This is a genomic window from Clostridium sp. K13 (assembly GCF_019734195.1).
In the GTDB taxonomy this organism is placed as follows: domain Bacteria; phylum Bacillota; class Clostridia; order Clostridiales; family Clostridiaceae; genus Clostridium.
In genome coordinates, this window is the sequence record NZ_JAASHM010000038.1 from 1 (window position 1) to 22,051 (window position 22,051).

General features: G+C 27.4%; 22 protein-coding genes, 1 pseudogene and 1 riboswitch. Of the genes and pseudogenes, 20 read left to right on the forward strand and 3 right to left on the reverse strand.

The genetic code is table 11. The features are described 5' to 3' along the window. Positions 1-99 precede the first annotated feature (99 nt). A complete protein-coding gene (locus tag HCG76_RS15725) occupies positions 100-396 on the reverse strand; it encodes a YciI family protein (RefSeq protein ID WP_221701233.1) in 297 nt (98 codons plus the stop codon). A gap of 213 nt (positions 397-609) precedes the next feature. Between HCG76_RS15725 and HCG76_RS15730 the strand changes: the two are divergent. From HCG76_RS15730 to larC, 10 genes and pseudogenes are all read left to right on the forward strand, one after another. After that, a pseudogene (locus HCG76_RS15730) lies at positions 610-1,032 on the forward strand (linear amide C-N hydrolase); the annotation flags it as partial. A 254-nt stretch (positions 1,033-1,286) separates the two neighbouring features. Then, the gene (locus HCG76_RS15735) at positions 1,287-2,744 is read left to right on the forward strand and encodes a leucyl aminopeptidase (RefSeq protein ID WP_221701234.1); all 1,458 of its coding nucleotides are present in this window, start codon (positions 1,287-1,289) and stop codon (positions 2,742-2,744) included. Between the two features lie 252 nt (positions 2,745-2,996). After that, positions 2,997-3,590: a GNAT family N-acetyltransferase gene (locus HCG76_RS15740; protein ID WP_221701235.1), complete on the forward strand. Its 594-nt coding sequence runs from the start codon at positions 2,997-2,999 to the stop codon at positions 3,588-3,590. Positions 3,591-3,812: 222 nt separating this feature from the next. Beyond that, complete coding sequence (locus HCG76_RS15745) at positions 3,813-5,633, forward strand: PAS domain-containing sensor histidine kinase (RefSeq protein ID WP_221701236.1); 1,821 nt, start codon at positions 3,813-3,815, stop codon at positions 5,631-5,633. Between the two features lie 76 nt (positions 5,634-5,709). Continuing rightward, on the forward strand, positions 5,710-6,387 hold the full coding sequence (locus HCG76_RS15750; protein WP_221701237.1) for a YoaK family protein: 678 nt from the start codon (positions 5,710-5,712) through the stop codon (positions 6,385-6,387). Positions 6,388-6,573: 186 nt separating this feature from the next. Continuing rightward, complete coding sequence (locus HCG76_RS15755; protein WP_221701238.1) at positions 6,574-7,788, forward strand: hypothetical protein; 1,215 nt, start codon at positions 6,574-6,576, stop codon at positions 7,786-7,788. A 204-nt stretch (positions 7,789-7,992) separates the two neighbouring features. Continuing rightward, positions 7,993-8,331 (forward strand): DUF6054 family protein, encoded by a 339-nt coding sequence (locus tag HCG76_RS15760; RefSeq protein WP_221701239.1) that lies wholly within the window; start codon positions 7,993-7,995, stop codon positions 8,329-8,331. A 243-nt stretch (positions 8,332-8,574) separates the two neighbouring features. Next, positions 8,575-9,696 carry an aldo/keto reductase gene (locus HCG76_RS15765; protein ID WP_221701240.1) on the forward strand — a complete coding sequence of 374 codons (1,122 nt, stop codon included), beginning with the start codon at positions 8,575-8,577 and terminating at the stop codon, positions 9,694-9,696. A 48-nt stretch (positions 9,697-9,744) separates the two neighbouring features. Next, the gene (gene larB, locus HCG76_RS15770; protein WP_221701241.1) at positions 9,745-10,488 is read left to right on the forward strand and encodes a nickel pincer cofactor biosynthesis protein LarB; all 744 of its coding nucleotides are present in this window, start codon (positions 9,745-9,747) and stop codon (positions 10,486-10,488) included. After that, entirely contained in the window at positions 10,488-11,738 is a 1,251-nt protein-coding gene (larC, locus tag HCG76_RS15775) for a nickel pincer cofactor biosynthesis protein LarC (protein ID WP_221701242.1), read from the forward strand. The genes larB and larC overlap by 1 nt, the downstream gene beginning before the upstream one ends. 48 nt (positions 11,739-11,786) lie before the next feature. Here the strand turns inward: larC and HCG76_RS15780 are convergent, their stop codons facing one another. After that, positions 11,787-12,854 (reverse strand): PTS transporter subunit IIC, encoded by a 1,068-nt coding sequence (locus HCG76_RS15780; protein ID WP_221701243.1) that lies wholly within the window; start codon positions 12,852-12,854, stop codon positions 11,787-11,789. A 189-nt stretch (positions 12,855-13,043) separates the two neighbouring features. After that, a riboswitch (PreQ1 riboswitch) is annotated at positions 13,044-13,090 on the forward strand. Between the two features lie 145 nt (positions 13,091-13,235). On the opposite strand from HCG76_RS15780, the gene HCG76_RS15785 reads away from it, so the two are divergent. The 6 genes from HCG76_RS15785 (at position 13,236) to HCG76_RS15810 (ending at position 17,697) form a co-directional block, all read left to right on the forward strand. Next, the gene (locus tag HCG76_RS15785; protein WP_221701244.1) at positions 13,236-13,925 is read left to right on the forward strand and encodes a radical SAM protein; all 690 of its coding nucleotides are present in this window, start codon (positions 13,236-13,238) and stop codon (positions 13,923-13,925) included. A gap of 194 nt (positions 13,926-14,119) precedes the next feature. Beyond that, complete coding sequence (locus tag HCG76_RS15790) at positions 14,120-14,731, forward strand: hypothetical protein (protein ID WP_221701245.1); 612 nt, start codon at positions 14,120-14,122, stop codon at positions 14,729-14,731. Between the two features lie 228 nt (positions 14,732-14,959). Continuing rightward, entirely contained in the window at positions 14,960-15,757 is a 798-nt protein-coding gene (locus HCG76_RS15795) for a sulfite exporter TauE/SafE family protein (protein WP_221701246.1), read from the forward strand. A 566-nt stretch (positions 15,758-16,323) separates the two neighbouring features. Further along, positions 16,324-16,797, forward strand: a complete 474-nt coding sequence (locus tag HCG76_RS15800; protein ID WP_221701264.1) for a C-GCAxxG-C-C family protein — start codon at positions 16,324-16,326, stop codon at positions 16,795-16,797. Between the two features lie 16 nt (positions 16,798-16,813). Further along, entirely contained in the window at positions 16,814-17,197 is a 384-nt protein-coding gene (gene gloA2, locus HCG76_RS15805; protein WP_221701247.1) for an SMU1112c/YaeR family gloxylase I-like metalloprotein, read from the forward strand. A gap of 209 nt (positions 17,198-17,406) precedes the next feature. Further along, on the forward strand, positions 17,407-17,697 hold the full coding sequence (locus HCG76_RS15810) for a hypothetical protein (RefSeq protein WP_221701248.1): 291 nt from the start codon (positions 17,407-17,409) through the stop codon (positions 17,695-17,697). Between the two features lie 113 nt (positions 17,698-17,810). Here the strand turns inward: HCG76_RS15810 and HCG76_RS15815 are convergent, their stop codons facing one another. After that, positions 17,811-18,902 (reverse strand): GerMN domain-containing protein, encoded by a 1,092-nt coding sequence (locus HCG76_RS15815; RefSeq protein ID WP_221701249.1) that lies wholly within the window; start codon positions 18,900-18,902, stop codon positions 17,811-17,813. A gap of 210 nt (positions 18,903-19,112) precedes the next feature. On the opposite strand from HCG76_RS15815, the gene HCG76_RS15820 reads away from it, so the two are divergent. The 4 genes from HCG76_RS15820 to HCG76_RS15835 all read left to right on the forward strand — a co-directional run bounded on the left by HCG76_RS15820 (position 19,113) and on the right by HCG76_RS15835 (position 21,900). Further along, positions 19,113-19,907: a histidinol-phosphatase HisJ family protein gene (locus HCG76_RS15820; RefSeq protein WP_221701250.1), complete on the forward strand. Its 795-nt coding sequence runs from the start codon at positions 19,113-19,115 to the stop codon at positions 19,905-19,907. A 368-nt stretch (positions 19,908-20,275) separates the two neighbouring features. Next, on the forward strand, positions 20,276-20,659 hold the full coding sequence (locus HCG76_RS15825; RefSeq protein ID WP_221701251.1) for an ArsR/SmtB family transcription factor: 384 nt from the start codon (positions 20,276-20,278) through the stop codon (positions 20,657-20,659). A 3-nt stretch (positions 20,660-20,662) separates the two neighbouring features. Beyond that, a complete protein-coding gene (locus HCG76_RS15830) occupies positions 20,663-21,040 on the forward strand; it encodes a NifB/NifX family molybdenum-iron cluster-binding protein (protein WP_221701252.1) in 378 nt (125 codons plus the stop codon). 167 nt (positions 21,041-21,207) lie between these two features. Then, positions 21,208-21,900, forward strand: coding sequence for a FadR/GntR family transcriptional regulator (locus HCG76_RS15835; protein WP_221701253.1), 693 nt, complete (start codon positions 21,208-21,210; stop codon positions 21,898-21,900). The last annotated feature ends 151 nt before the right edge of the window (positions 21,901-22,051 follow it).

The window sequence follows — 22,051 nt, forward strand, 5'->3', positions numbered from 1 at the left end:
TTCCCATAAAAATTGCTCCCTCTATAGTAATGACAGTTTTATTATTTTAACTGTCTACTATAAAGGGAGCATATCATTTTTTTAACTACTGCTTTATTATTATTTTCTAAACCATTCTGAAGGTGATTCATTGAAATAGTGAGCATCAAACTCTGTAACTTTATAATCTTGTATTCCATAAACCTTAAAGGGTTCATTATTTAAATAATCATTAATTTTTTCAACAGAGTCAGCTTTTATTACAAATATACCACCGCTCATATCAGATTTAAGTCCAGACATTAATATAAGTCCAGAATTCATTGCTTTTTGGGTATAAGCCATATGTTCAGTCATAATAGTATCATTTATTTTATCAGTAGCTTTTAATATACCTTCAACAACAAAATATTTCATATATATTTCCTCCTTAAATGTAAATATTATTTATTTAGTATTATAAATAAAAATAAATAATAGTCTAGATATATTAAAAATTTAATAAGTAAATAGGGTATAGGAGTATGAATTACTAAGCTTGATTTTGTAAAAGATATTAATATTAAAAAATATATTTATTTATACGAGGTAAGATATGATTAATATAAAAGAAGTTTTAAAGATACAAAAACTACATCTAAATATGCAGCAGTAGGAACAGGTTCACTTCTTATTGAGTCTACACCTGTTTTATATGAAGGTATTAATGAAAAAGTCTTAATGGGAGAACAGGTATATTTTGGAAATTTTGCTCATTATCCATCAGAAGCAAAGGAAGGAACATTACCACTTCAACCACCTTTTGTTGCTACATATATTTTAACACAATGTTCAGATGTAGAAGAGGTAGTTGATGCTCTTAATAATAAGGTTACAATATTAGCTATGCCTATGCTTGGAATGATACTAACAATCCACTGGGCATTTACAGATAGAACTGGAGAAACAATAATTATTGAAAGTGATGAACAAGGGGTACAAATTTATCGTAATTCTATGGGAGTTATGACTAATAGTCCAAACTACTCTTGGCATAGATTAAAACATCAGTAATGTGCTCAGAATCACTAAAATTTTATTGGGTTACATATGAAAACCAAAGAGTACAATGTGTAGATTTAAATAAGTTATTATCTAATGATGATTTTGTCCAATTTGATATGGGAAGAAAAGTTGATTTTAAATATTTAACATAAAATGAAATAATATGTACAAATATAACCAATATGTGGATTGACCTTGTATATATTTGTAGTATAATAAAGAAAAGTTATTAAATAATAAAAACTATAGTTAGGAGAGAGAAAATGATAATAGAAGTAAAGGATTTAACTGTTGGTAGCTTCCAAGGTGCTATTAATCTTGTATATGAAGATAAGCCAGCAAATAATGAAGTAGTTGAAGTTTTAAAAGCCAAAAAAGTTTTTGAAGGAAAAAGTGGTCAAGTATTTTATAAAACTACTAATGAATTAAATTATGAAATTTTTGTAGGTCTTGGAAAATATGAAGACTTAGAAAGAACAGATTTAATAAATGCAGTAGCTAGAGGGATTAAACAAGCAGAAAAGTTAAAAATAGATGACTTAAGCATTAACTTTATAAAAGCTAATGGATTATGTACTGGTGGAGTTACTAAGTCTATAGTACAAGGTATAAAGTTAGCTAGCTATAAATTTGATAAGTATAAGCAAAATCAAGAAGCTTATGAACCAAAGGTAACTATAATAGGTGGACCAAAAGAAAAATTTGATAAGATGAGAGAAAAAATTGCTGAAGCAAGTAATATTGCAGATGGTATAATTTTAGCTCGTGATCTTGTAAATGAACCAGCTAATATATTATATCCAGAAACTTTAGCTAAGAGAGCTGTAGAAGCTGGAAAAGAAAGTGGATTTGAAGTTGAAGTATTCGACGAAAAGCAAATAGAAGAGTTAGGAATGAAAGCATTCTTAGAAGTTGGTAAGGGTTCAGTTCATAAGCCAAGATTAATTGTTATGAGATACATAGGTAATGCTAATAGTGATGAAAGAGTTGGACTTGTAGGAAAAGGTCTTACTTTTGATACTGGAGGATATTCTCTTAAACCATCAGCATCTATGGATACTATGAAGAGTGATATGGGTGGAGCTGCAGCTGTTATTGGAACAATGAAGGCTTTAGCTGAAAATAAAGTAGAAAAAAATGTTGTAGCAGTTGTAGCAGCTTGTGAAAATGCTATTTCTGGTGGAAGCTATAAGCCAGGTGATATAATTGGTTCTATGGCTGGTAAAACTATTGAAGTTTTAAATACTGATGCAGAAGGTAGATTAACTTTAGTAGATGCAGTTACTTATATTATTGAAAAAGAAAATGTAGATAAAGTAGTAGATGTTGCAACTCTTACTGGAGCTGTATTAGTAGCACTTGGAACTGAAATAACAGGTGTAGTAAGCAATGATGATGCCTTTTATGAAGAGCTATTAGTTGCTGCAAGAAGAACTGGGGAAAAGTTCTGGAGATTACCTAATGATAAATGCTTTAAGAAGCTTTATAAGGGAGATTTTGCAGATCTTAAGAATATTGGTGGACGTAATGCAGGAACAATTACAGCAGGTATGTTTATTGAGGAATTTGTACAAGATAAACCTTGGTTACATTTAGATATAGCAGGAACTTCTTGGACTGATGCTGGAAATGATGTTACACCAAAGGGTGGAACAGGAGCACCTGTTGCTACATTATATGAACTAGTTGTAAAACATCAATGTAAGCATAATAAAAAATAATAACTTTAAAAGGGTTGTATCAAAACTCTATTTTACACACTTTACTTATTAGGTGAATTGATAGTTTTGATACGGCTCTTTTTTTATTATATTATGTTAAGTACATTTGTATTAAATAATGGTAAGTATATTAAAGATTTATCAACATAAAAGTACATATTTTAACATCCAGAAAGCCTTAAATCTAGAATGAGTAAAAAATATAATAAGTATATAGAGATTTTTATTATATTAAAAAAAGAAGGTAAGTTTATGGAAAGTTTCACGTTAAGAGAAGCAACAAAAGGAGACTCGGAATTTATAGCAGAATTAGTTTATAAAACAGAAGATGATCCAGAGCACGTCTGGGGTTATGGAAGTAGGGAAGAAATAATAGATAGAATAAAATGGCTAGTTGAAAGTGAGGGTTCTAGGTATTCCTATAACAATGTTGAAGTTGCTGAACTATATGGGAAGGTTTGTGGAGCTATAATATTATTAAAGGGCAACGAGTTATCAAAACTAGATTTGATAACAAGTCTTAAGTTATTTAAGCATATTAAAGGAATGAAAAATAAAATTAGATTTTTAAAGGACGTTATTTTAGAATTAAATTTTTATGAATGTGAAGAAAATGAGCTTTATATTGCAAATTTAGCTACTTTAGAGGATTTTAGAGGTAAGGGAATTGGAAAAGCACTTATAAAATTAGCGGAAAAAAGTGCAAAAAAACAAGGTTATAAGGTTTGTTCATTACTAGCAAAGGATTCTGGTGTTAAAAGTTTTTATGAAAAATTAGATTTTGTTTTTGAAAAGGAGGAGTCTTATTATTCTCATACTTTATATAGAATGATTAAAACTATTTAAGATATATAGTTTATATACAATTACAAAAATATTTGAAAATTAAGGAATGAATTTATTATTTATATGAAAAGTAATTTAAGTAGTGCTTGTTTCGTAAGGAAATAAGCACTACTTTTAAAATTTATTGGTATTATTTGTAGAAATATACTATAATTAAAAAATAGATTAAATTTCATTAAATAATAATTTTAAGTAACTGGTATTTAAATTATGAGGGTAAATATGAATGAATATAAAAAAATTTTTGAAAAAATGCCTATAGCTATAATATATGCAAAATATGAAAAATTAACAAATGGTTCTTTAAAAATGAGTATTGAATATGTAAATAATAAAGTATTATCTATTTTAGACTTAAATTCAGAAGAGCTTATAAATAAAGATTTTCTTAATATTTTTCCTGAATTTAAAAATGATATAGTAATTAGTGAAGAAAATTTAACTTATATTAAATATATAAAAAAGTTAATGAACTTTATTAAGATTACAGTACAAAAGGTGGATGATAAAAATGTTTTATTATATTTAGAAGAATGTATTTTAAAAGAAATATATAATTATATAAAAAATACTTATGAGTTTTTTTTCGTAAAGGACATAAATAATAGATATGTTGATGGAAGTGATTTATTTAAAAAACTTTCAGGATATAATGGTAAGGATATTAATGGATTAACAGATGTTGACTTGTATGAAAGGGATATTGGAAATTTATATATAAAATCATCGGAGGATTTTATTAGGGAAAATAGGCCTTATAGTAAAAAAATATGTAAATTAAATGATAATGTTTATTTTTTACATAGATATGCAGTATATTGTGATAATAAAATTATTGGTATAATAGGTGCATTTGAGAATGTTATTGGTAAGCTCGAAGAAGTAGCTAAGGAAAATATGCTATTACGAGTACTTAATAATAACATTCCTTATCATATAGTTTGTAAAGATACTAATGGGATTTATTTAGATTGTAATAATAGTTTTTTAAAGGATTTAAATCTTACAAGAGAAGAAGTTATAGGAAAAGATGCTTCAAGTATTGACAAGCTAATGGATATACATGAAAATACGTTAGAATCTGACTTAGAAGTAATTAATAATAAAAAGAGAAAAGTTTATATTGAACAAGTAACTATTAAAGATAAAGTGAAAATGTTTGAAATAATTAAGGAACCGTTTTTTGATAGCTATGGTAATTTAGTTGGTATTATTGTTATTGGCAGAGATGTTTCTCATAGAACGGAAATGGAAAGATTAAGGTTAGAGTTTTTTGCTAATTTATCACATGAGTTAAGAACACCTTTAAATTTAATTTTTAGTTCTCTGCAAACTTTAGAATTGTTAGAAAAAGATTCGTTAGAAAAAAATGTAAGATTAAAAAATTATATTGAAATAATAAATCAGAATTCCAAAAGATTATTAAGATTGGTTAATAATTTAATTGATTCTACTAAATTTGATTGTGGCTTTTATAAATATAATCCGAAAAATCAAGATATAGTTTGTTTTATGGAAAACATAGCAATGTCTGTAGCTGAATTTGCTAAACAAAATGATATTAATTTAATTTTTGATACTAATGTAGAGGAGAAAGTAATTGCTTTTGATTTAGAAAAGTTAGAGAGGACAATACTTAATTTACTTTCAAATAGTATTAAGTATACTAATTCTCCAGGTAAGATAGAGGTTATATTAAATGATTGTGGAGATACATTTAATATAACTGTAAAAGATAATGGAATTGGAATACCAATGGATAAATTACCAGTTATTTTTGATAGATTCAAGCAGGTAGAGAATAGATTGAGAAAAAGAAGTGAGGGTAGCGGTATAGGATTATCTTTAGTAAAGGACCTAGTAAAAATTCAGGGTGCTACAATAAAAGTTAAAAGTGAAGTTGGAGTTGGAAGTGAGTTTACTGTAAAATTACCTTGTAAGGTATTAAAAGGGGAAGATTACGTTAACAAAACTTATTGTGATTATTCATCTAATGGATTGGTAACTAGAATAAATATAGAGTTTTCAGATATTTATATATAAAAATAAGATAAGCAGAGAGCTATTAATTAAAATAGTTCTCTGCTTAATATTATTAAATAAGGAGGTGTATGTATTTATGAGTAAAAAAAAGCAGTATTCAGAATCACTAAGGGTAGGAGTTTTATTAGCATTAACAGGAGGATTTTTAGATGCATATACTTATTTATGTAGGGGAAAGGTATTTGCAAATGCTCAAACAGGTAATATGGTGATGCTTGGAATTAGTTTTTTAGAAGGAAATATTAGTGATACTTTTAAATATATAGTTCCAATTATTGCTTTTGCCATTGGTGTTTTTTTAGCAGAAATTATAAGAAATAAATTATTAGAGCATGAAAAAATACATTGGAGACAAGGGGTTTTAGCAATAGAAATAGTTTTACTTATATGTGTAGCCTTTATACCATATGATTATATTACTAATACTTTGGTTTCATTGATTTGTGCAATGCAGGTAGAAAGCTTTAGAAAATTTCATGGAAATGCTTATGCTACTACTATGTGCACTGGTAATTTACGAAGTGGAACAGAGAAAATAGTTACTTTTATGAGAACTAAAAATAAAAGCTATTTAAAGATAGCATTGCAATATTATTTTATAATAGTAATTTTTTGTATAGGAGCTTTTATTGGTGGTATTTTTTCAGTAAATATAGGCAAAAAAGCTATTTTAATTTCATGTATTCCACTGGTAATATCATTAGCTATTATGGGATATAAGAAAGAAGAAGGAGTGTTAGTTGAAAAAGAGTAACAGTTTATAACTTTTAGGAATATTAATATTATAAAGAAATATTATAAAGTAGTACTTAGGTTAAATATATCTAAAGTACTACTTTTGCATTTTAAAAGCACAAAACTTACATAAAATGCGACTAAATTTTAAATTATTTGGAAAGAATTATAAAGGCGTAAAGGGTAAAGAATGGAGGTCGTGAGAATGAAACAAAAGTGTGAGAAGTGTGGGAAAGATGCTATCTTTTTTGATGTCAATTTACAATTATGGTTATGTGAGGAGTGCGTCAATAAGGAGTATAAAAGCCTTGATTTAGAAGAATTCAAGCAAAAAAATGGTGAAGATAAATATAATGAAGAACTTAATAATATATTAATTGCTATGGAAAAGTTATGTAATTCTATAAGAGAATCAAATACTAAAAAGATTGAAAGGCAATTTAAAAGTACACCATATTCTAGAGATTTAAATGAACTGTTATCATCTATTACAAGAGAGAGATTATCTAAAATTGCTGAAGCTTTAGATATTAAAAGGGTATATAAGTATAAAAAGCAGGAATTAAAGGAGCTTATATTAGAGTCTTATGAAAAGCTTATATTAGATAAGTTACAGCTTTTAGATGAAAAAGCACTTAAAGCCTTAAAAAAGTATTATAAAAATAATGGTGAAAGAATTTTTAATAATATATCTGATGAGGATGGAATTTATATAGATTATTTTGCTGATATCGGAGCAATATTTCCAACAGAAAATAATGAAGGAAAAAAGATATTTATAATGCCAACTATAACTGAAGAAATTGTTAAAAAATTAGATGATTTCCAAGTTAGACGTAAAATTAAAAATAACACTAAAATTATAAGCTTATATAGGGGAATGGTTAGGGCATACGGTTTATTAGAGGAATATCAAATTATTCAATTTGTAAAGCAATACTTAAATGAAGAATATGATCATGAATACTTAGTAAATATTTTAAGGGAAAGCTCTAAATATAGTGATGATTATATTGTTGAAGGTATTTTTGTATTTAATTCTAATATTGATAATTATGTTAATCTTTATAATGAAATTAATAGAAAAATGAAAAATAAAGATTATAGAAAGTTTTCAGAGAGTGAATTATTATCATTAGCTAAGAGTAATTGGGAAGTAAATAATAGTTATGCAAAAGATTTTAAGAGAAGGTTTTTAAATTATTTTATTATGTCTGAAGAGGAAGTAGATGAGTTTTTAAAGTTTTTATATGCTATAGTTCAAGAGAAAAGCTTAGAAGAAATTTTAAATGAAATAAAGGAAATGATTCAAGAGGAAGAGGCTAAAGAAATTGGTGTAGACATAATTGAAAAATACGTTGTTAATGTACCTATTTGGTCTAAAAAGGGAAGATCAATGAAAGAAGTTAAAATTAAATAGTATATTATCATAAGCAGTGGTTATAGTAAGTTAAATAATCACTGCTTATATAAATATGAACTATTTTTTACTGAAAAATTAATATTAAATGATTAATATATTGTATAATATAAAGTTAAAAGGAGTAAAAATTATCACTTAATAAGGTAAAATGTATTGCAAAAGAATTTGAAATATGTATAATTAAATCAAAGGGGTGTTACGATGAGTAGTGATAATTTTTTTGTAAGCTTACCAATAACAGATGCATTTAAAATATTAGATAAAGAAATAGTAGAGGGAAGCCTTACTGGTGAAAGAATAGACTATCATGTTGTTAAAGCTGATGAAGAACATATAAGTATAGTTGCTGTTTATGAAAAGTATTATAATAGAGCAGGTAATAGATTAACATTAACTATTTGTATGGATAATATGAAGGGTATTACACAAGTACATAGTATTGGTGGAGGCGGAGGTCAAGGCTTATTTAGATTTGACTGGGGAGCTAGTGATAAGTTTACTAATGCACCAAGAACTATTTTAGGAAAGTACATAATTTAGGGACAAGGTTCCTCTGGATTAATTCAATATTTAGAATTAATTCCAGGGGAATTTTTTTATATAAAAATATATTGACATGGAGTTAACTTTAAGTAGTAAAATCATATATATATGGAATTAATGGGAATATTAAGTAAATAGGTTCTTGATGTTATTATTAGAATTAGGGTATGGAGTGAGCAGGTTATAGATTAAATATATTTAGTTCACTTTTATATAATTAATAATGGGGTGAAGTATAAAATGAAACAAAAAAAATTAGGGTTTGGACTTATGAGATTACCATTAAAGGAGGCTGACAATCAAGAAAGTATTGATATGGAAGCTTTAAACAAAATGGTTGATACTTTTATAGAAAGAGGATTCACATACTTTGATACTGCATATATGTATCATTCTTTTAAAAGTGAAATTGCACTTAGAGAAGCATTAGTAAAACGTTATAAAAGAGATGCTTTTACAGTAGCAACTAAAATGCCAACTATGTTTTTGAAAAAAGAAGAGGATATGGAAAGAATTTTTAATGAGCAGTTAGAGAAATGTGGAGTAGAGTATTTTGATTATTATTTACTTCATAATCTTGGAGTTGAGCATTATGCTACAGCTAAGAGATTAAAATGTTTTGAGTTTATAAGTGAAAAAAAGGCTGAAGGAAAAGCAAAGAAAATTGGTTTTTCATTTCATTCAACAGCTGAAGTTTTAGATGAAATATTAACTGAACATCCAGAAGTTGATTTTGTTCAATTACAACTTAATTATATCGATTGGGAAGATGAAGGAATTCAATCTAGAAAATGTTATGAAGTAGCAAGAAAGCATAATAAGGATATTATTGTTATGGAGCCAGTTAAGGGTGGAACTTTAGCAAAGGTACCAGAAGAGGCTGAAAAATTATTTAAAGAATATAGTCCTAATATGTCAATTCCATCTTGGGCAATAAGATTTGTTGCTAGCTTAGATGGTGTAATTATGGTATTAAGCGGAATGTCTAATATGGAGCAATTACTAGATAATACAGAATATATGAAAGAGTGTAGAGTTTATAGTAATGAGGAATATCATATAGTGAATAAGGTTGTAGAAATTATTAATGAATCAATTTCAATTCCTTGTACAGCTTGTGAATATTGTGTTGATGGATGTCCTAAGAATATTCCTATTCCAAAGTATTTTGCATTATTTAATGCAGAAAATCAGGATTTAAAGAAGGGCCTTTCAACTCAAAAGGTTTATTATGATAATTATGCTAAGCTTTTTGGAAAAGCATCAGATTGTATTGGATGTAAAAAATGTGAAAAGAGTTGTCCTCAACATATTGAAATAACTTCTAAATTAAAGGATGTTGCAAGAGTATTTGAAGGATAATTATTTTTCATTGTAAATTTTATAGGATAAAACGTTATGGAGGGAATTATGGAAGCACGTGAGATTTTAGAGAAGGTTAAAAATGGCGAAGTTTCTATAGAAGAAGCAGAAGGATATTTTAGAAGAAAGCCATTTGAGGAAATGGGTTATGCAAAGATTGATACTCATCGCAAGTTGAGATCTGGTTTTGCTGAAGTAATTTTTTGTAGTGGAAAAACTAATGAGCATTTATTTAAAATATTTGAGAGATTATATCAAGAGGATGGCGAGGTTTTTGGAACACGGGCTTCACAAGAACAATATGAATTTATTAAGAAAAGGTATCCTCAAGTAGAATATGATACTATTTCTCGTATTATAAAAATTGAAAAGAAGGACAAGAAGAGAGTAGGTAAGATTGCAGTATGTACAGCAGGAACCGCTGATATATCTGTAGCTGAAGAGGCAGCGCAAACAGCTGAGTATTTTGGTACTAATGTAGAGAGAATTTATGATGTTGGAGTTAGTGGAATTCATAGATTATTTTCTAGATTAGATGTAATTCAAAGTGCAAATTGTGTAGTAGCTGTTGCTGGAATGGAAGGGGCTCTTGCTAGTGTACTTGGTGGACTTGTAGATAAGCCTGTTATTGCTGTGCCAACATCTGTTGGATATGGTGCTAATATGAATGGATTATCAGCTCTTTTAACTATGATCAATTCATGTGCAAATGGAATTTCAGTAGTTAATATTGATAATGGATATGGAGCTGGATATATTGCAACGCAGATTAACAGATTGGGGGTAAAATAGTGAGTAGCAAATTATATTTAGAGTGTTATTCTGGAATAAGTGGAGATATGATGGTAGCAGCTCTTTTAGATTTAGGAGCTGATAAAGAGGTTTTACAAAAAGCTTTAAAAAGTCTTAATGTAACAGGATTTGAAATAGAAATTAGTAGAGTTTTAAAAAGTGGTATTGATGCTTGTGATTTTAATGTAATACTTGATGCTAAGTATGAAAATCATGATCATGATATTGAGTACTTACATGGTAATGATAAAGATGAGATGAATGTAACTCATAACCATTTAGTACACAAGGAGCATGAACACAGAGGTCTTAGTGAAATTATTGAAGTTATAAATAATGCAGAAATTACACAGCATGCAAAAGAAATTGCTATAGATATATTTATTATATTGGCAAAGGCAGAAGCAAAAGCTCATGGTGTGGATATTGAAAAAGTACATTTTCATGAAGTTGGTGCAGTTGATTCTATTGTAGATATTGTAGCAGTAGCAGTTTGTTTGGACAATCTTAATATTACAGAAGCAATAATTCCTGTTTTATATGAGGGTAGGGGATTTGTTAGATGTAAACATGGTGTTATTCCAATTCCAGTTCCTGCAGTTTCAAATATTGTAGCTGATAATGGATTAAGTTTACATTTAACAGATTCAGAGGGAGAGTTTGTTACACCAACAGGTGCAGCAATTGTTGCTTCTATAATTACTTCTAGTAAATTACCAGAAAAATTTTCTGTTAAGAAGATTGGTATTGGTGCTGGAAAAAGAAATTATGAAAGACCTAGTATATTAAGGGCTATGTTAATTGAAGATAATTCAATGGAAAGTGATTATATATATAAACTTGAAAGTAATATTGATGATTGTAGTGGAGAAGCTCTTGGTTTTGTAATGGAAAGGCTTTTTGAAGCTGGAGCCAGGGATGTTCATTATACTCCTGTTTATATGAAAAAAAATCGTCCTGCATATCAACTAAATGTAGTTTGTAAAGAAGAAGATATTTCAAAGCTAGAAGAAATTATATTTGAGGAAACTACTACTATTGGTATTAGAAGACAGCGTATGGAGAGAACTGTACTAAATAGAGAGTTAAAAAAGGTTAAAACATCCTTAGGAGAAGTAAAAGTTAAAATTTGTGAAGTGTCTTCAGGAAAAAGGTTTTATCCAGAGTATAGCAGTGTTATAGATATTTGCAAAAGTAGTGGTTTATCATATCAGGATGTGTATAATATTATAATAAGAGAAGTAAAATAATGGGTTTGCCCTTGGGGTGCCTACAGGGCGCCCCAGGGGCAATTTTTTTTATAAATCTAAAGCCATATCACCATGTTTAATCCATTCTTTCTTACGCATAAATTCAGAAATTATAAATGTAAGAAGAGCAGGAAGTACAAAGTGCATAACTATTATTTGTAACATAACTATTTTTGATGAAGCTGTTTGAGTCATTGTTTGGTATGCCATAATTTGTCCAACAAATCCTGCAGAGCCCATACCAGATCCAGTTGCATTATTAGTCATCTTTAAAAATGTTGAAGAAATAGGTCCTAATATTGCACTAGAGATAATTGCAGGTAACCATATTACTGGTTTTTTTATTATATTTGGTATTTGAAGCATTGAAGTACCAACACCTTGTGCTAAAAGACCACCAAATTTATTTTCTCTATAGCTTGCTACTGCAAATCCAACCATTTGACAACAACAACCAACTACAGCAGCACCAGCAGTTATTCCATCAAGATTTAATATAACTCCTATAGCAGCAGAACTAATAGGTAAAGTTAGTAATATACCCATAATTACTGAAACAAGCATACCCATAATAAAAGGTTGTTGTTCCATAGCAAACATAATTATTGTTCCAAGCCATGTCATGAATTGTGATATTGGAGGGCTAAGTAGTAACCCTACTGAAGATCCAGCTGCAATAGTAACAAGTGGAGTAAGTATTATATCTATTTTTGTTTTTCCTGCAATAAGATGTCCAATTTCAATTCCAACTAAAGCTGCAATAAAAGCACCTAAAGGTTCACCAGGACCAGCAAGTGTAATAACTCCTGTATCACTCATAATACTTCCTGCAAGTATTTTAGTAGCAAAACCACCAACCATACCAGATACAGCTGCTGAAACTACTACAAGTGGAGTTTCTTTAAACTTATAAGCTACACCAACACCTATTCCAGCACAAGTAGCGGCTGCAGCAAGTTTTCCTATAAGGAATATTGTAGTTCCTATATTTCCATCTATAAGATTTCCTATTTGTTGAAGAATAGTACCTATTATTAAGGTTGAAAATAGACCTAAAGCCATACCACTTAATCCATCAATAAATATATGATTTAAGTATTGTTTTAATTTTTTCATATTAATTAGTCCCCCTTTGAAGCTGACAAGTGTATATACACTTGTAATACCAAAATTAGTTTAGCATAACTTTACCTGCCAGGTCAATCCATATATTAGATTGACCTCATAGGTAAAGTTAAATATTATTGCAAAAAATAGAAAATAAATATATAATATGAAAGAAATTTATAAAATCTAGTAGGATTACTAGGAGAGGTTCGTATGACCATCCCTCTATAAAAAACTAGGCTTATTTATAGAATAATTTTATTATTTTCATAAATTAATAAGAGTATGTTTTGATTATAGGACCTCTAAGTTTATAGCTTAGAGGTTTATTTATTTTGGAAGTCAGAAGGGCACTTTCCTACCATTACTAAATAAGAGTAGGAGATAAAAATGGACAGATATAATAAAATTACAAATAAGAATAATAGAGAAATTGTTCTATTAAGATCATTCCCATGTATTTGGGGGAAATGTAGTTTTTGTGATTACATAGATGATAATGGAAGAGATGAAGATGAATTAAATAAGTTAAATAAGGAAGTTTTAGATAATGTAACTGGTGAATTTGGAGTTCTAGAAGTAATTAATTCAGGTAGTTGTTTTGAAATTCCTAAGGAAACTATGAATTATATAAAGAAAATAGTTGATGATAAAAAAATCAAATTATTATTTTTTGAAAGTCATTGGTGTTATAGAAATAGGCTAGATGAAATTAGAAACTTTTTTAATGTGCCTATAATATTTAAAATTGGTATTGAAACCTTTGATTATGATTTTAGAAATAATTTTCTAAATAAGAATGCTAAATTTAAAGAGGCAGAAGAAGTTGCAAAGAGCTTTCAATCTGTATGCTTAATGGTTGGAATAAAAGGACAAACAAAGGAAATGATTAAAAGGGATATAAAAATTCTTTTAGAAAACTTTAAGTATGGAACTATTAATGTTTTTGTTAACAATACTACCTCAATTAAAAGGGATGAGGAATTAGTTCAGTGGTTTAGAAAAGAATATAAGTATTTAGATGAACATCCAACAATTGAGGTATTATACCATAATACTGATTTTGGAGTAGGTGATTAATTGCTAAGGAGAATATAGAGATAAGATTGTTAATATTAGTGATATAAAGTGTTCTAAGTATTTTTTTTAATATGTATGATAATAAAGTTTATATCTGCCTTATAGGTTATATCCTAGAAGGCAGATTTTTATTGAATAAAAAGTATTACTTAGCTGTAGAATTATATTAGGAATGATATATTTGGAGGAAATATATGTCGTCAGATATTCAAGAGGTAAGTAAATTAAAAGAGGTTTTGTGTAGGAAGAAAGTTTCAATAATAAAAAAGAAATACTATAAAACTGAAAAAAAAGTTTGCAAAAATATATTAAAAAATAATGAGTGGGATGATGAATTCTTACTTAAAAGTAGCTTTGTAGAGTTTAGAAAGAGATATTTTAATAATCTTTATAATGTTATTAATAATATAGTAAACTCTTCAATTGGAAGTATAGAAGGTGAAATGAAAGGTTATATTGCTGAAAGAGAAAGATGTAAAACATTCGAAGTTATATCTTTAATAAGGAGTATTCTAGATAGAAATAATATAATATGGGCATTGCATAAGGAGTATATAGAATGTAGAAAATGTGGAGAATGCCCAGATGTTATTACACTTGTTATTGGGCAACAGCATCAAAGTATGGCATTAAATATTTTTAATATGTTAGGGAGTAGAGAAAATGGTCAAATTTTTGTAATAAACAATGTAAGAGTAAGAGTAGCATTTAATTTTACCCTAGATAATAAGATTTGTAATCTAACAAATAATAATATTAGATATTGTATATTAGAAAGTGAATCATTACCAATATTAACTCCTTAATATTAGTTACCTCTAGTTTAAACTAAAATATACATATAAAGTTATGGGCTATATTTAACTTAAATTAGAGGTAAGATTTTTTGATTTATAATATTTCATTGTGATATATTAATTTATATATTAAAAATATGAAAAATAAATTAGTAGTAGGTGATAATAAAAAAATATATATTCAGATAATTAAGGATGAAATTCACAAATGAAAAACTAAGGTTAGAGGATAGAAAAATGGAATTAAATGAAATTATATTATTTGCACTTATAATTATGTGTACATATTTCATTGAAGGATTAATAGGATTTGGTGGAACTATTATGGCATTACCTTTAGCATCTATGGTTATAGGGTTAAAGCTTACAGTTCCAGTAATGACAGTTGTAGTATTAATAGCTTCAATAATAATTGCAGTTAGGGATTATAAATATATTGATATAAGGAAATTTGCTAAAATATCTCTATTAATGGTTTTAGGATTACCAATAGGAATGTGGTTATTTAAGTTTTTACCTGAAAGATCATTAAAAATATTATTAGGGATATTTATGATTGGTGTTGCTATTAAAGGCTTATATGATGTATTTATTAAGGTAAAAAAGGAACCTAAGTTAGTTTATGAAGAAGAATTTGCAGTGGATTCTGAAAGTGAAAGTTTAGAATGTAAAACATCTAAGGGAATGAGGATATTAGAAGATATCATTTTATTTATAGGTGGAATAATTCATGGTGCATTCACTTGTGGAGGGCCATTTGTTGTAGTATATGCAACTAAGAATATAAAGAATAAGTCAAGCTTTAGAGCTACTTTATGTGCATTATGGGCAACTTTAAACATAATAATGTTAACTATAAATATATTCAATGGTGAGATAAATTTTCAGATAATAAAAATTTCTGCTATAACTATGATATTTGTATTTATAGCAATAGTAGTAAGTAACATAGTTCATAAAAAAATTAATGGTGATATATTCACTAAATTTGTTTATATAGCACTATTTATATCAGGTATTTTAATGATGGTATAATAGATTAATAATATGTCTTAGAGGTAATTTTTTGAAATAAATTATAATCTAAGACATTTTTTGTGAAAAATTATAAAAAAATAAAAAATTCAGAAAATTTTAAAAAAATATATGGAAAAATAGAAAAGATATGATATAATAAATACATAACAAGAGAACGTATACAAAGTATACAAATGGGAGGATTTAATATGGTTGAGGATTTAAAAGTTGTAGAAATGAATGAGGAATTAAAAGAGAATACTGAGAAAGTAAAAGAATCTGAAAAAGAAGCCATACTTAAAGAGTATGAAGATACATTAGGGTATTAGAGAATTGAGATTATAAACATATAAGGGCTGATGGGTAAGGTTTCTTATAGTTTATCTATGGTATTAGGGTAAAAAACAATTATGGTATAAGAGGGTATAAAATAAGGCAGTAAATAGGACAAGCTATTTATTGCCTTATTTTTTTCTTGAATTAAATAATATTATTCCGTAAAATACCAATTAGATGCATTTATTTAATTAATAGTTTTAAAAATGTTATATATGAACTTACTTTAGGAGGATTTGAAAATGCAAATGAAAATGAAAAAGGAAATTAGTATTAATAAGGTAAAAAAGGATGCAGAGGATTTATTTAGAGGGGGATTTTTCTGTTCAGAAGCTGTAATGAGTAGTATTAGAAGTAATTTTGAATTAGATATTCCTGAAATTGTTATTGCAATGGCATCAGGATTTCCAGTTGGGATAGGAAGATCTAAGTGTTTATGTGGAGCTGTTTCTGGAGGGGTAATGGCATTAGGGTTATTCTTTGGAAGAACAACACAAAATGATCCTAAAGTAGAAAAAAACTTAGAGGTAGCAAAGGAGTTACATGATTATTTTAAGGTAGCTAATGGAAAGAATGCTTTATGTTATCGTATATTAACTAAGGAATTTGATATGGGACAAGGAGAACATAAAGAACAGTGTATTCATTTTACAGGATTAGTTGCAGAAAAGGTAGCAGAAATAGTAGTTAGAGAGTTTGATTTGAAAAATATAGATAAATAAATATAAGGAGAATGTTATGAAAATAAATAAGATACATCATGTAGCAATAATTTGTTCAAATTATAATATATCAAAAAGGTTTTATACTGAAATTTTAGGTCTTAATGTAATTAGAGAGGTTTATAGAGAAGAGAGAGAATCTTACAAGTTAGATTTAGAACTTGGTGATAGTCAGATAGAATTATTTTCATTTAAAAATTCTCCAGAAAGAGTAAGCTATCCTGAAGCAAGAGGACTTAGACATCTTGCCTTTGAAGTAGATGATATTGAAGAAGCTGTTAGTTATTTGGAAAAAAATGGGGTAAAATGTGAACCTATAAGAATAGATGAATTTACATTAAGAAAATTTACTTTCTTTGAGGATCCAGATAAGTTACCTCTTGAATTATATGAGAAATAGTAGGTAATATTATACTTTAAATGATTTTAATAATTTTATTAATTTTTTTAATAAAAATAAGCCTTTATGAACCTATATTATATACATGACTACCTGCGTTGGATTAAATTACTAAAAATGTATTGCAAGATTCGACAAGGTATTTTAAAGATGTTTTGTATAATTAACTTGTAAGAACTTAAAGCCACATTTTTATTAGGGGGATGGTCATGAGTACACAGGAAAAGTTAGTTGAGTTAGCAGAAGAGTCAGTAGGAATAATTAAGGAAGTAATTAATAGGGTGGAAGAAGAAAGTCAAATAGCTAATGTAAATTATAATAAGTGTGGGGATACTATAATTTTTACATTAAAAAATGATAAAACTATTGAGTATAGTTTAAGTGAACTGGGGTATATTTTCAAAGATGATTTAGAAGGACTTGAGATTTTTTCAGTTAATAAATTTAAAGAGTTTTATTTAAGACTTGAAGAGATTCAATTAAAAACTGAACTTTTATAGGGGAAGAACGGATTATTTTATAATTAAATTAAATTAAATTTAAGCTGGTACATAAGTAAAATACTTAAATGGAAAATGTATTTTATTTAGAAAGGGATGTACCAGCTTTTTTTTTATTCTAATGGTTTTAAATAATCTTTAATATTCTCATAATTAACAGTAAAGTATTCATTGTCTTGAAGTAGAATATGATTTCCACTATAAGGTTGACTGTCTATTAGAAGAATAAAATTGTTAACATCATAATTATAGCAGTAGGTATACATTATACTATCTAAAATACCAGCTTCAGCACCACTTCCTAGATTTTTTATAGCATTGTAATAGTCACTAGATAGATCTACAGTCAATAAGTCATTAGTTTTATCTAGTTTTGCACTTTTAACATAAAGGCTTTGTGGTAAAATTGATATTCCAGGTTTAACTTCCTTTTTCAGCTCTTCTGTAAGTGGTGAAATTAAAGAATTATCCTTTACTGAAAGTACAGTATCTTTATAGTAATAACAATTATCAGCACAATGATAATAAAAAAGTCTACAATTTTTATTAACTATAGTATCTTTAGAGGTGTTTTTATCAATACCTTCTTTAACATATTCTTCAGCAAAAGAATAATCAACATTAAAATATCCTTCTGGTAAATCTCCACGTAAACATGTATAAAGTTCATCACCAAAATAAATAGATACTTTATTTACTCCTAAATTATAGGCATAGGTGCAAATTAATGAGGACAGTAATCCAGATTCTGTAGCAGTTCCAAGTGTCATATATTTAGTATAATCATCAGAAAATACAACTTCTAATACATCAGTACTCATGTCTATTGTTGCAGATTTTATTGAAACTTTTTTTGTCAGTGTTAAAAAATCATCATTATGATTGGTATTTTGAAGTTCATTTGTTAATGCTTTAATAATTGCACCATCTTCCACTTGAATAGTTGTATCTATATACTTTAATTTTAATGCATTAGAGTCAAAAAAGAATATTCTACAGTTTCTATCTTGTATATTTAAAGAGTTATTATTTTTATTATCATCACCAGTGTTATTATTTTCATCTTGTGATTTATCTGATGATTCATCGCTAGTTTTATTAGAATTTTCATCTTCAGTTGTTATTTCATTATTTGCATTTGTACATCCTAAAAGAAAAAATGTTAACGATAGTAAAGCAAAAATTTTTAAAAGATACTTTTTCATTGCTTACTCCTTTTAATATAAACTTTGTTTTTATTATTATATGAAGGCGTGTTAATAGTTAACATTATTATGAAAAATAAATTTCCATAATATATTCTATAAGGTAAAGGTTTAGATAGGGGAGAGAGATATTATTATTTACGTAAGAGCTTAAATTATATGTTATACTAAATTAACACAGTAAAATTTGTAGCAGGTAAGGAGAATAATATGTACTTAATTGATTATCACATTCATTCAAATAACTCTTTTGATAGTAAAGAAACTGTAACTTCAGTTTGTGAAGCTGCAATAGAACAAGGGATTAATGAGATTTGTTTTACAGAGCACTTTGCAGTTAAAGAAGGAATAAAAAGCCATGGCTATATAAATATAAAGAAGTATAGTGATGAAATAAGAGAAGCTAGAGAAATTTTTAAAGACAAGCTTACAATAAAAGCTGGAATTGAAATTTGCGAGCCACATGAAAATGAAGAGGAATTACGATTAATACTTAAAAATATTCCTTTTGATTTTATATTAGGATCAGTACATAATTTTGATTATAATGTTGGACTAATTACATATATGAGTGCTAATACGAAAGAAGAAAGCTATGGAAGATATTTTAAAGAAGTAAATAAGGTTTGTACTTCACCACATATTGATGTTGTAGCTCATTTAGATTTAATGAAGAGATATGCTTTTAATACTCATGGTAATTATGATTTTAATGAGTATAAGGAAACTATAGAGGAAGTATTAAATAATATAATCAAGGCTGGTAAAGGGATTGAAGTTAATACGTCTACATTAAGAGGAGTAGTTAATGAAACTATGCCATCTATAGGTATTTTAAAAATGTATTATGATTTAGGTGGAAGAATAATAACTGTAGGATCTGATGCTCATAAGGCAGAAGATGTTGGTGCAGGAATTAGAGAAAGTATTGAAGTTTTAAAATCAATTGGATTTAAAGAAATTTATAAGTTTGAAAATAGAAAACCAATAGCCGTAGAAATTTAATAAGAGTTAATATTTTAAATTTAGAAGTTCCTTAAGGAGTTAAACAATTCCTTAAGGAACTTTTTTTATTAAAGTTAATTTTTATGGTTTTAGATAAAGAATAATTGAAAAAGTGATGGGACAATATTAAAAATAATATATTTACTGAATTTGGAAGAAAGGTGGATTTAAATAATGAATTTAGAGTTATTTAATTAATTATGAGGTTAATTGGCTTTAAAATGACTTTGAGAAATTTACTTAAGAGGAATACAATTTAATTAAGTAATTACTTAAATAAATCTCCAAATCTTCGATTTGGATAAGATGAATTTACAACTCGGACAGTTTAGAGAGGAGTTGTTTCATAATTAAATTAAGAGGTACTTATGAAGGAGAAAGTTAAAGTTTTTAAAGCTATTGGAGATGAAACAAGATTAAAAATATTAATTTTATTATCTACTAAGAATATATGTGCAAAAGGAATTGCAAAGCATCTTGAGATTTCAGAAGCAGCAGTTTCACAGCATATAAAAGTTCTTAAAGAAGCTAATCTTATAATAGCTTATAAAAATGGATATTATGTTATGTACGAGTTAAATAATGAGGTTTTAGAGGAATCTAAAAATTTCATAGATATTCTTATTCATAAGGATGTAGATTTAATTAGTAAAAAATATAATATTAAAATTAGTGATTTTAGTACTGCTAGATGTAAGCAGGGCTGCAAAACAATGAAGGGTTGTTGCAGAAAAAAGTTTAAGGAGGAGTAAAAAATGAAAGTATGTTTTCCAGTTAAATCAAACGAAGGGTTAAATAGTGTTCCGTATAATCACTTTGGTAGTGCACCAGAGTTTGTAATTTGTGATTTAGAGTCTAATGATGTTAAATCAATAGGAAATGGTGATTTAGGCCATGAACATGGAAAATGTCAGCCTATTAAAGCTTTATCAGGTGAAGTAGTTGATGCAGTAGTTGTTGGAGGAATAGGTCAAGGTGCTATTGTAAAATTAAATTCAATGGGGATTAAGGTTTATCAAGCAGTTGAAGGATCTATAGGTGATAATATTGATTCTTTAAATAAGGGTGAATTAAAGGAATTTGATAGTAATCATACATGTAATCATGACGGATGTTCACACCATAATCATTAAAAAATTTTTCTAAATGAAATTGTCTCATAGAACATGTAAATAATAAGACTTCTTCAAGGGTAGTATGTTTTAGTATACCTGTGAAGAAGTTTTTTATTTGCAAACCTTTAACTTAAATTGGAAACGTAGTAAAATATATAATAAAAAATATAATTAATGAGGGTAAGATGAGTGAGGAATTTAAAGAGACAAAAGTTTATACAAAAGTAATAAATGATATTAAGGAAAAAATATTAAGTGGTGAATTAAAAAATGGAGATAGATTACCATCAGAAAGAGAAATGGCAGAAAGGTTAGATGTTTCGAGAACATCAATACGAGAAGCAATTAGAACTCTTGAAATTATGGGGTTAATTGAAAGTAAAAGAGGTTCTGGTAATTATATAACTAATAGCTTTGGAAATTCACTTTTTGAGCCATTATCAATAATGTTTATGCTGCAAGAGTATTCAACAGGTGATATTCATGAATTAAGAGAAACTCTTGAAATTGAATGCTGTAGAATGGCAAGCAGATTAATTTCTTATGAAGATATTAAGTTGTTAAAAGAAATTATTGATGATATGGATAAAACTTATGATGAGGATAAAAGTTTATTATTAGATATTAGATTTCATAATATAATTGTTAAATCTTCTAATAATCCTTTAATAATCAATGTTCTTAAGGCTATATCTCAACTTATGGACAAGTTTATTAAAGAATCTAGAAAGATTATACTTTGTGAAGAGAACAACAGAAAAATTTTGTTAAATAGTCATAAGGAAATAGTATTATCACTTGAAGAAAGAAATGAAAGTAGAGCTATAATTTCAATGAAAAATCATTTTGATATAATTAAAAGAGCTTATGAAATTTAAGGTAAGAATTAATAGTGAAAAGTGAAGAGTGAAGAGTTAAGGGTGAAGCTGCTAAGGCAGTTTCTGGGGATATATATTTTTTAATTCAGCTAGGCTGAATTATTTCCTTAACTTTTCACTCTTACTTTTTCATTCTTCACTTAATAACTTT

Coding starts and splice junctions, on each gene's coding strand:
- HCG76_RS15725 (WP_221701233.1), bottom strand. CDS start 396: ATGAAATATTTTGTTGTTGAAGGTATATTAAAAGCTACTGATAAAATA.
- HCG76_RS15735 (WP_221701234.1), top strand. CDS start 1,287: ATGATAATAGAAGTAAAGGATTTAACTGTTGGTAGCTTCCAAGGTGCT.
- HCG76_RS15740 (WP_221701235.1), top strand. CDS start 2,997: ATGGAAAGTTTCACGTTAAGAGAAGCAACAAAAGGAGACTCGGAATTT.
- HCG76_RS15745 (WP_221701236.1), top strand. CDS start 3,813: ATGAATGAATATAAAAAAATTTTTGAAAAAATGCCTATAGCTATAATA.
- HCG76_RS15750 (WP_221701237.1), top strand. CDS start 5,710: ATGAGTAAAAAAAAGCAGTATTCAGAATCACTAAGGGTAGGAGTTTTA.
- HCG76_RS15755 (WP_221701238.1), top strand. CDS start 6,574: ATGAAACAAAAGTGTGAGAAGTGTGGGAAAGATGCTATCTTTTTTGAT.
- HCG76_RS15760 (WP_221701239.1), top strand. CDS start 7,993: ATGAGTAGTGATAATTTTTTTGTAAGCTTACCAATAACAGATGCATTT.
- HCG76_RS15765 (WP_221701240.1), top strand. CDS start 8,575: ATGAAACAAAAAAAATTAGGGTTTGGACTTATGAGATTACCATTAAAG.
- larB (WP_221701241.1), top strand. CDS start 9,745: ATGGAAGCACGTGAGATTTTAGAGAAGGTTAAAAATGGCGAAGTTTCT.
- HCG76_RS15780 (WP_221701243.1), bottom strand. CDS start 12,854: ATGAAAAAATTAAAACAATACTTAAATCATATATTTATTGATGGATTA.
- HCG76_RS15785 (WP_221701244.1), top strand. CDS start 13,236: ATGGACAGATATAATAAAATTACAAATAAGAATAATAGAGAAATTGTT.
- HCG76_RS15790 (WP_221701245.1), top strand. CDS start 14,120: ATGTCGTCAGATATTCAAGAGGTAAGTAAATTAAAAGAGGTTTTGTGT.
- HCG76_RS15795 (WP_221701246.1), top strand. CDS start 14,960: ATGGAATTAAATGAAATTATATTATTTGCACTTATAATTATGTGTACA.
- HCG76_RS15800 (WP_221701264.1), top strand. CDS start 16,324: ATGAAAATGAAAAAGGAAATTAGTATTAATAAGGTAAAAAAGGATGCA.
- gloA2 (WP_221701247.1), top strand. CDS start 16,814: ATGAAAATAAATAAGATACATCATGTAGCAATAATTTGTTCAAATTAT.
- HCG76_RS15810 (WP_221701248.1), top strand. CDS start 17,407: ATGAGTACACAGGAAAAGTTAGTTGAGTTAGCAGAAGAGTCAGTAGGA.
- HCG76_RS15815 (WP_221701249.1), bottom strand. CDS start 18,902: ATGAAAAAGTATCTTTTAAAAATTTTTGCTTTACTATCGTTAACATTT.
- HCG76_RS15820 (WP_221701250.1), top strand. CDS start 19,113: ATGTACTTAATTGATTATCACATTCATTCAAATAACTCTTTTGATAGT.
- HCG76_RS15825 (WP_221701251.1), top strand. CDS start 20,276: ATGAAGGAGAAAGTTAAAGTTTTTAAAGCTATTGGAGATGAAACAAGA.
- HCG76_RS15830 (WP_221701252.1), top strand. CDS start 20,663: ATGAAAGTATGTTTTCCAGTTAAATCAAACGAAGGGTTAAATAGTGTT.
- HCG76_RS15835 (WP_221701253.1), top strand. CDS start 21,208: ATGAGTGAGGAATTTAAAGAGACAAAAGTTTATACAAAAGTAATAAAT.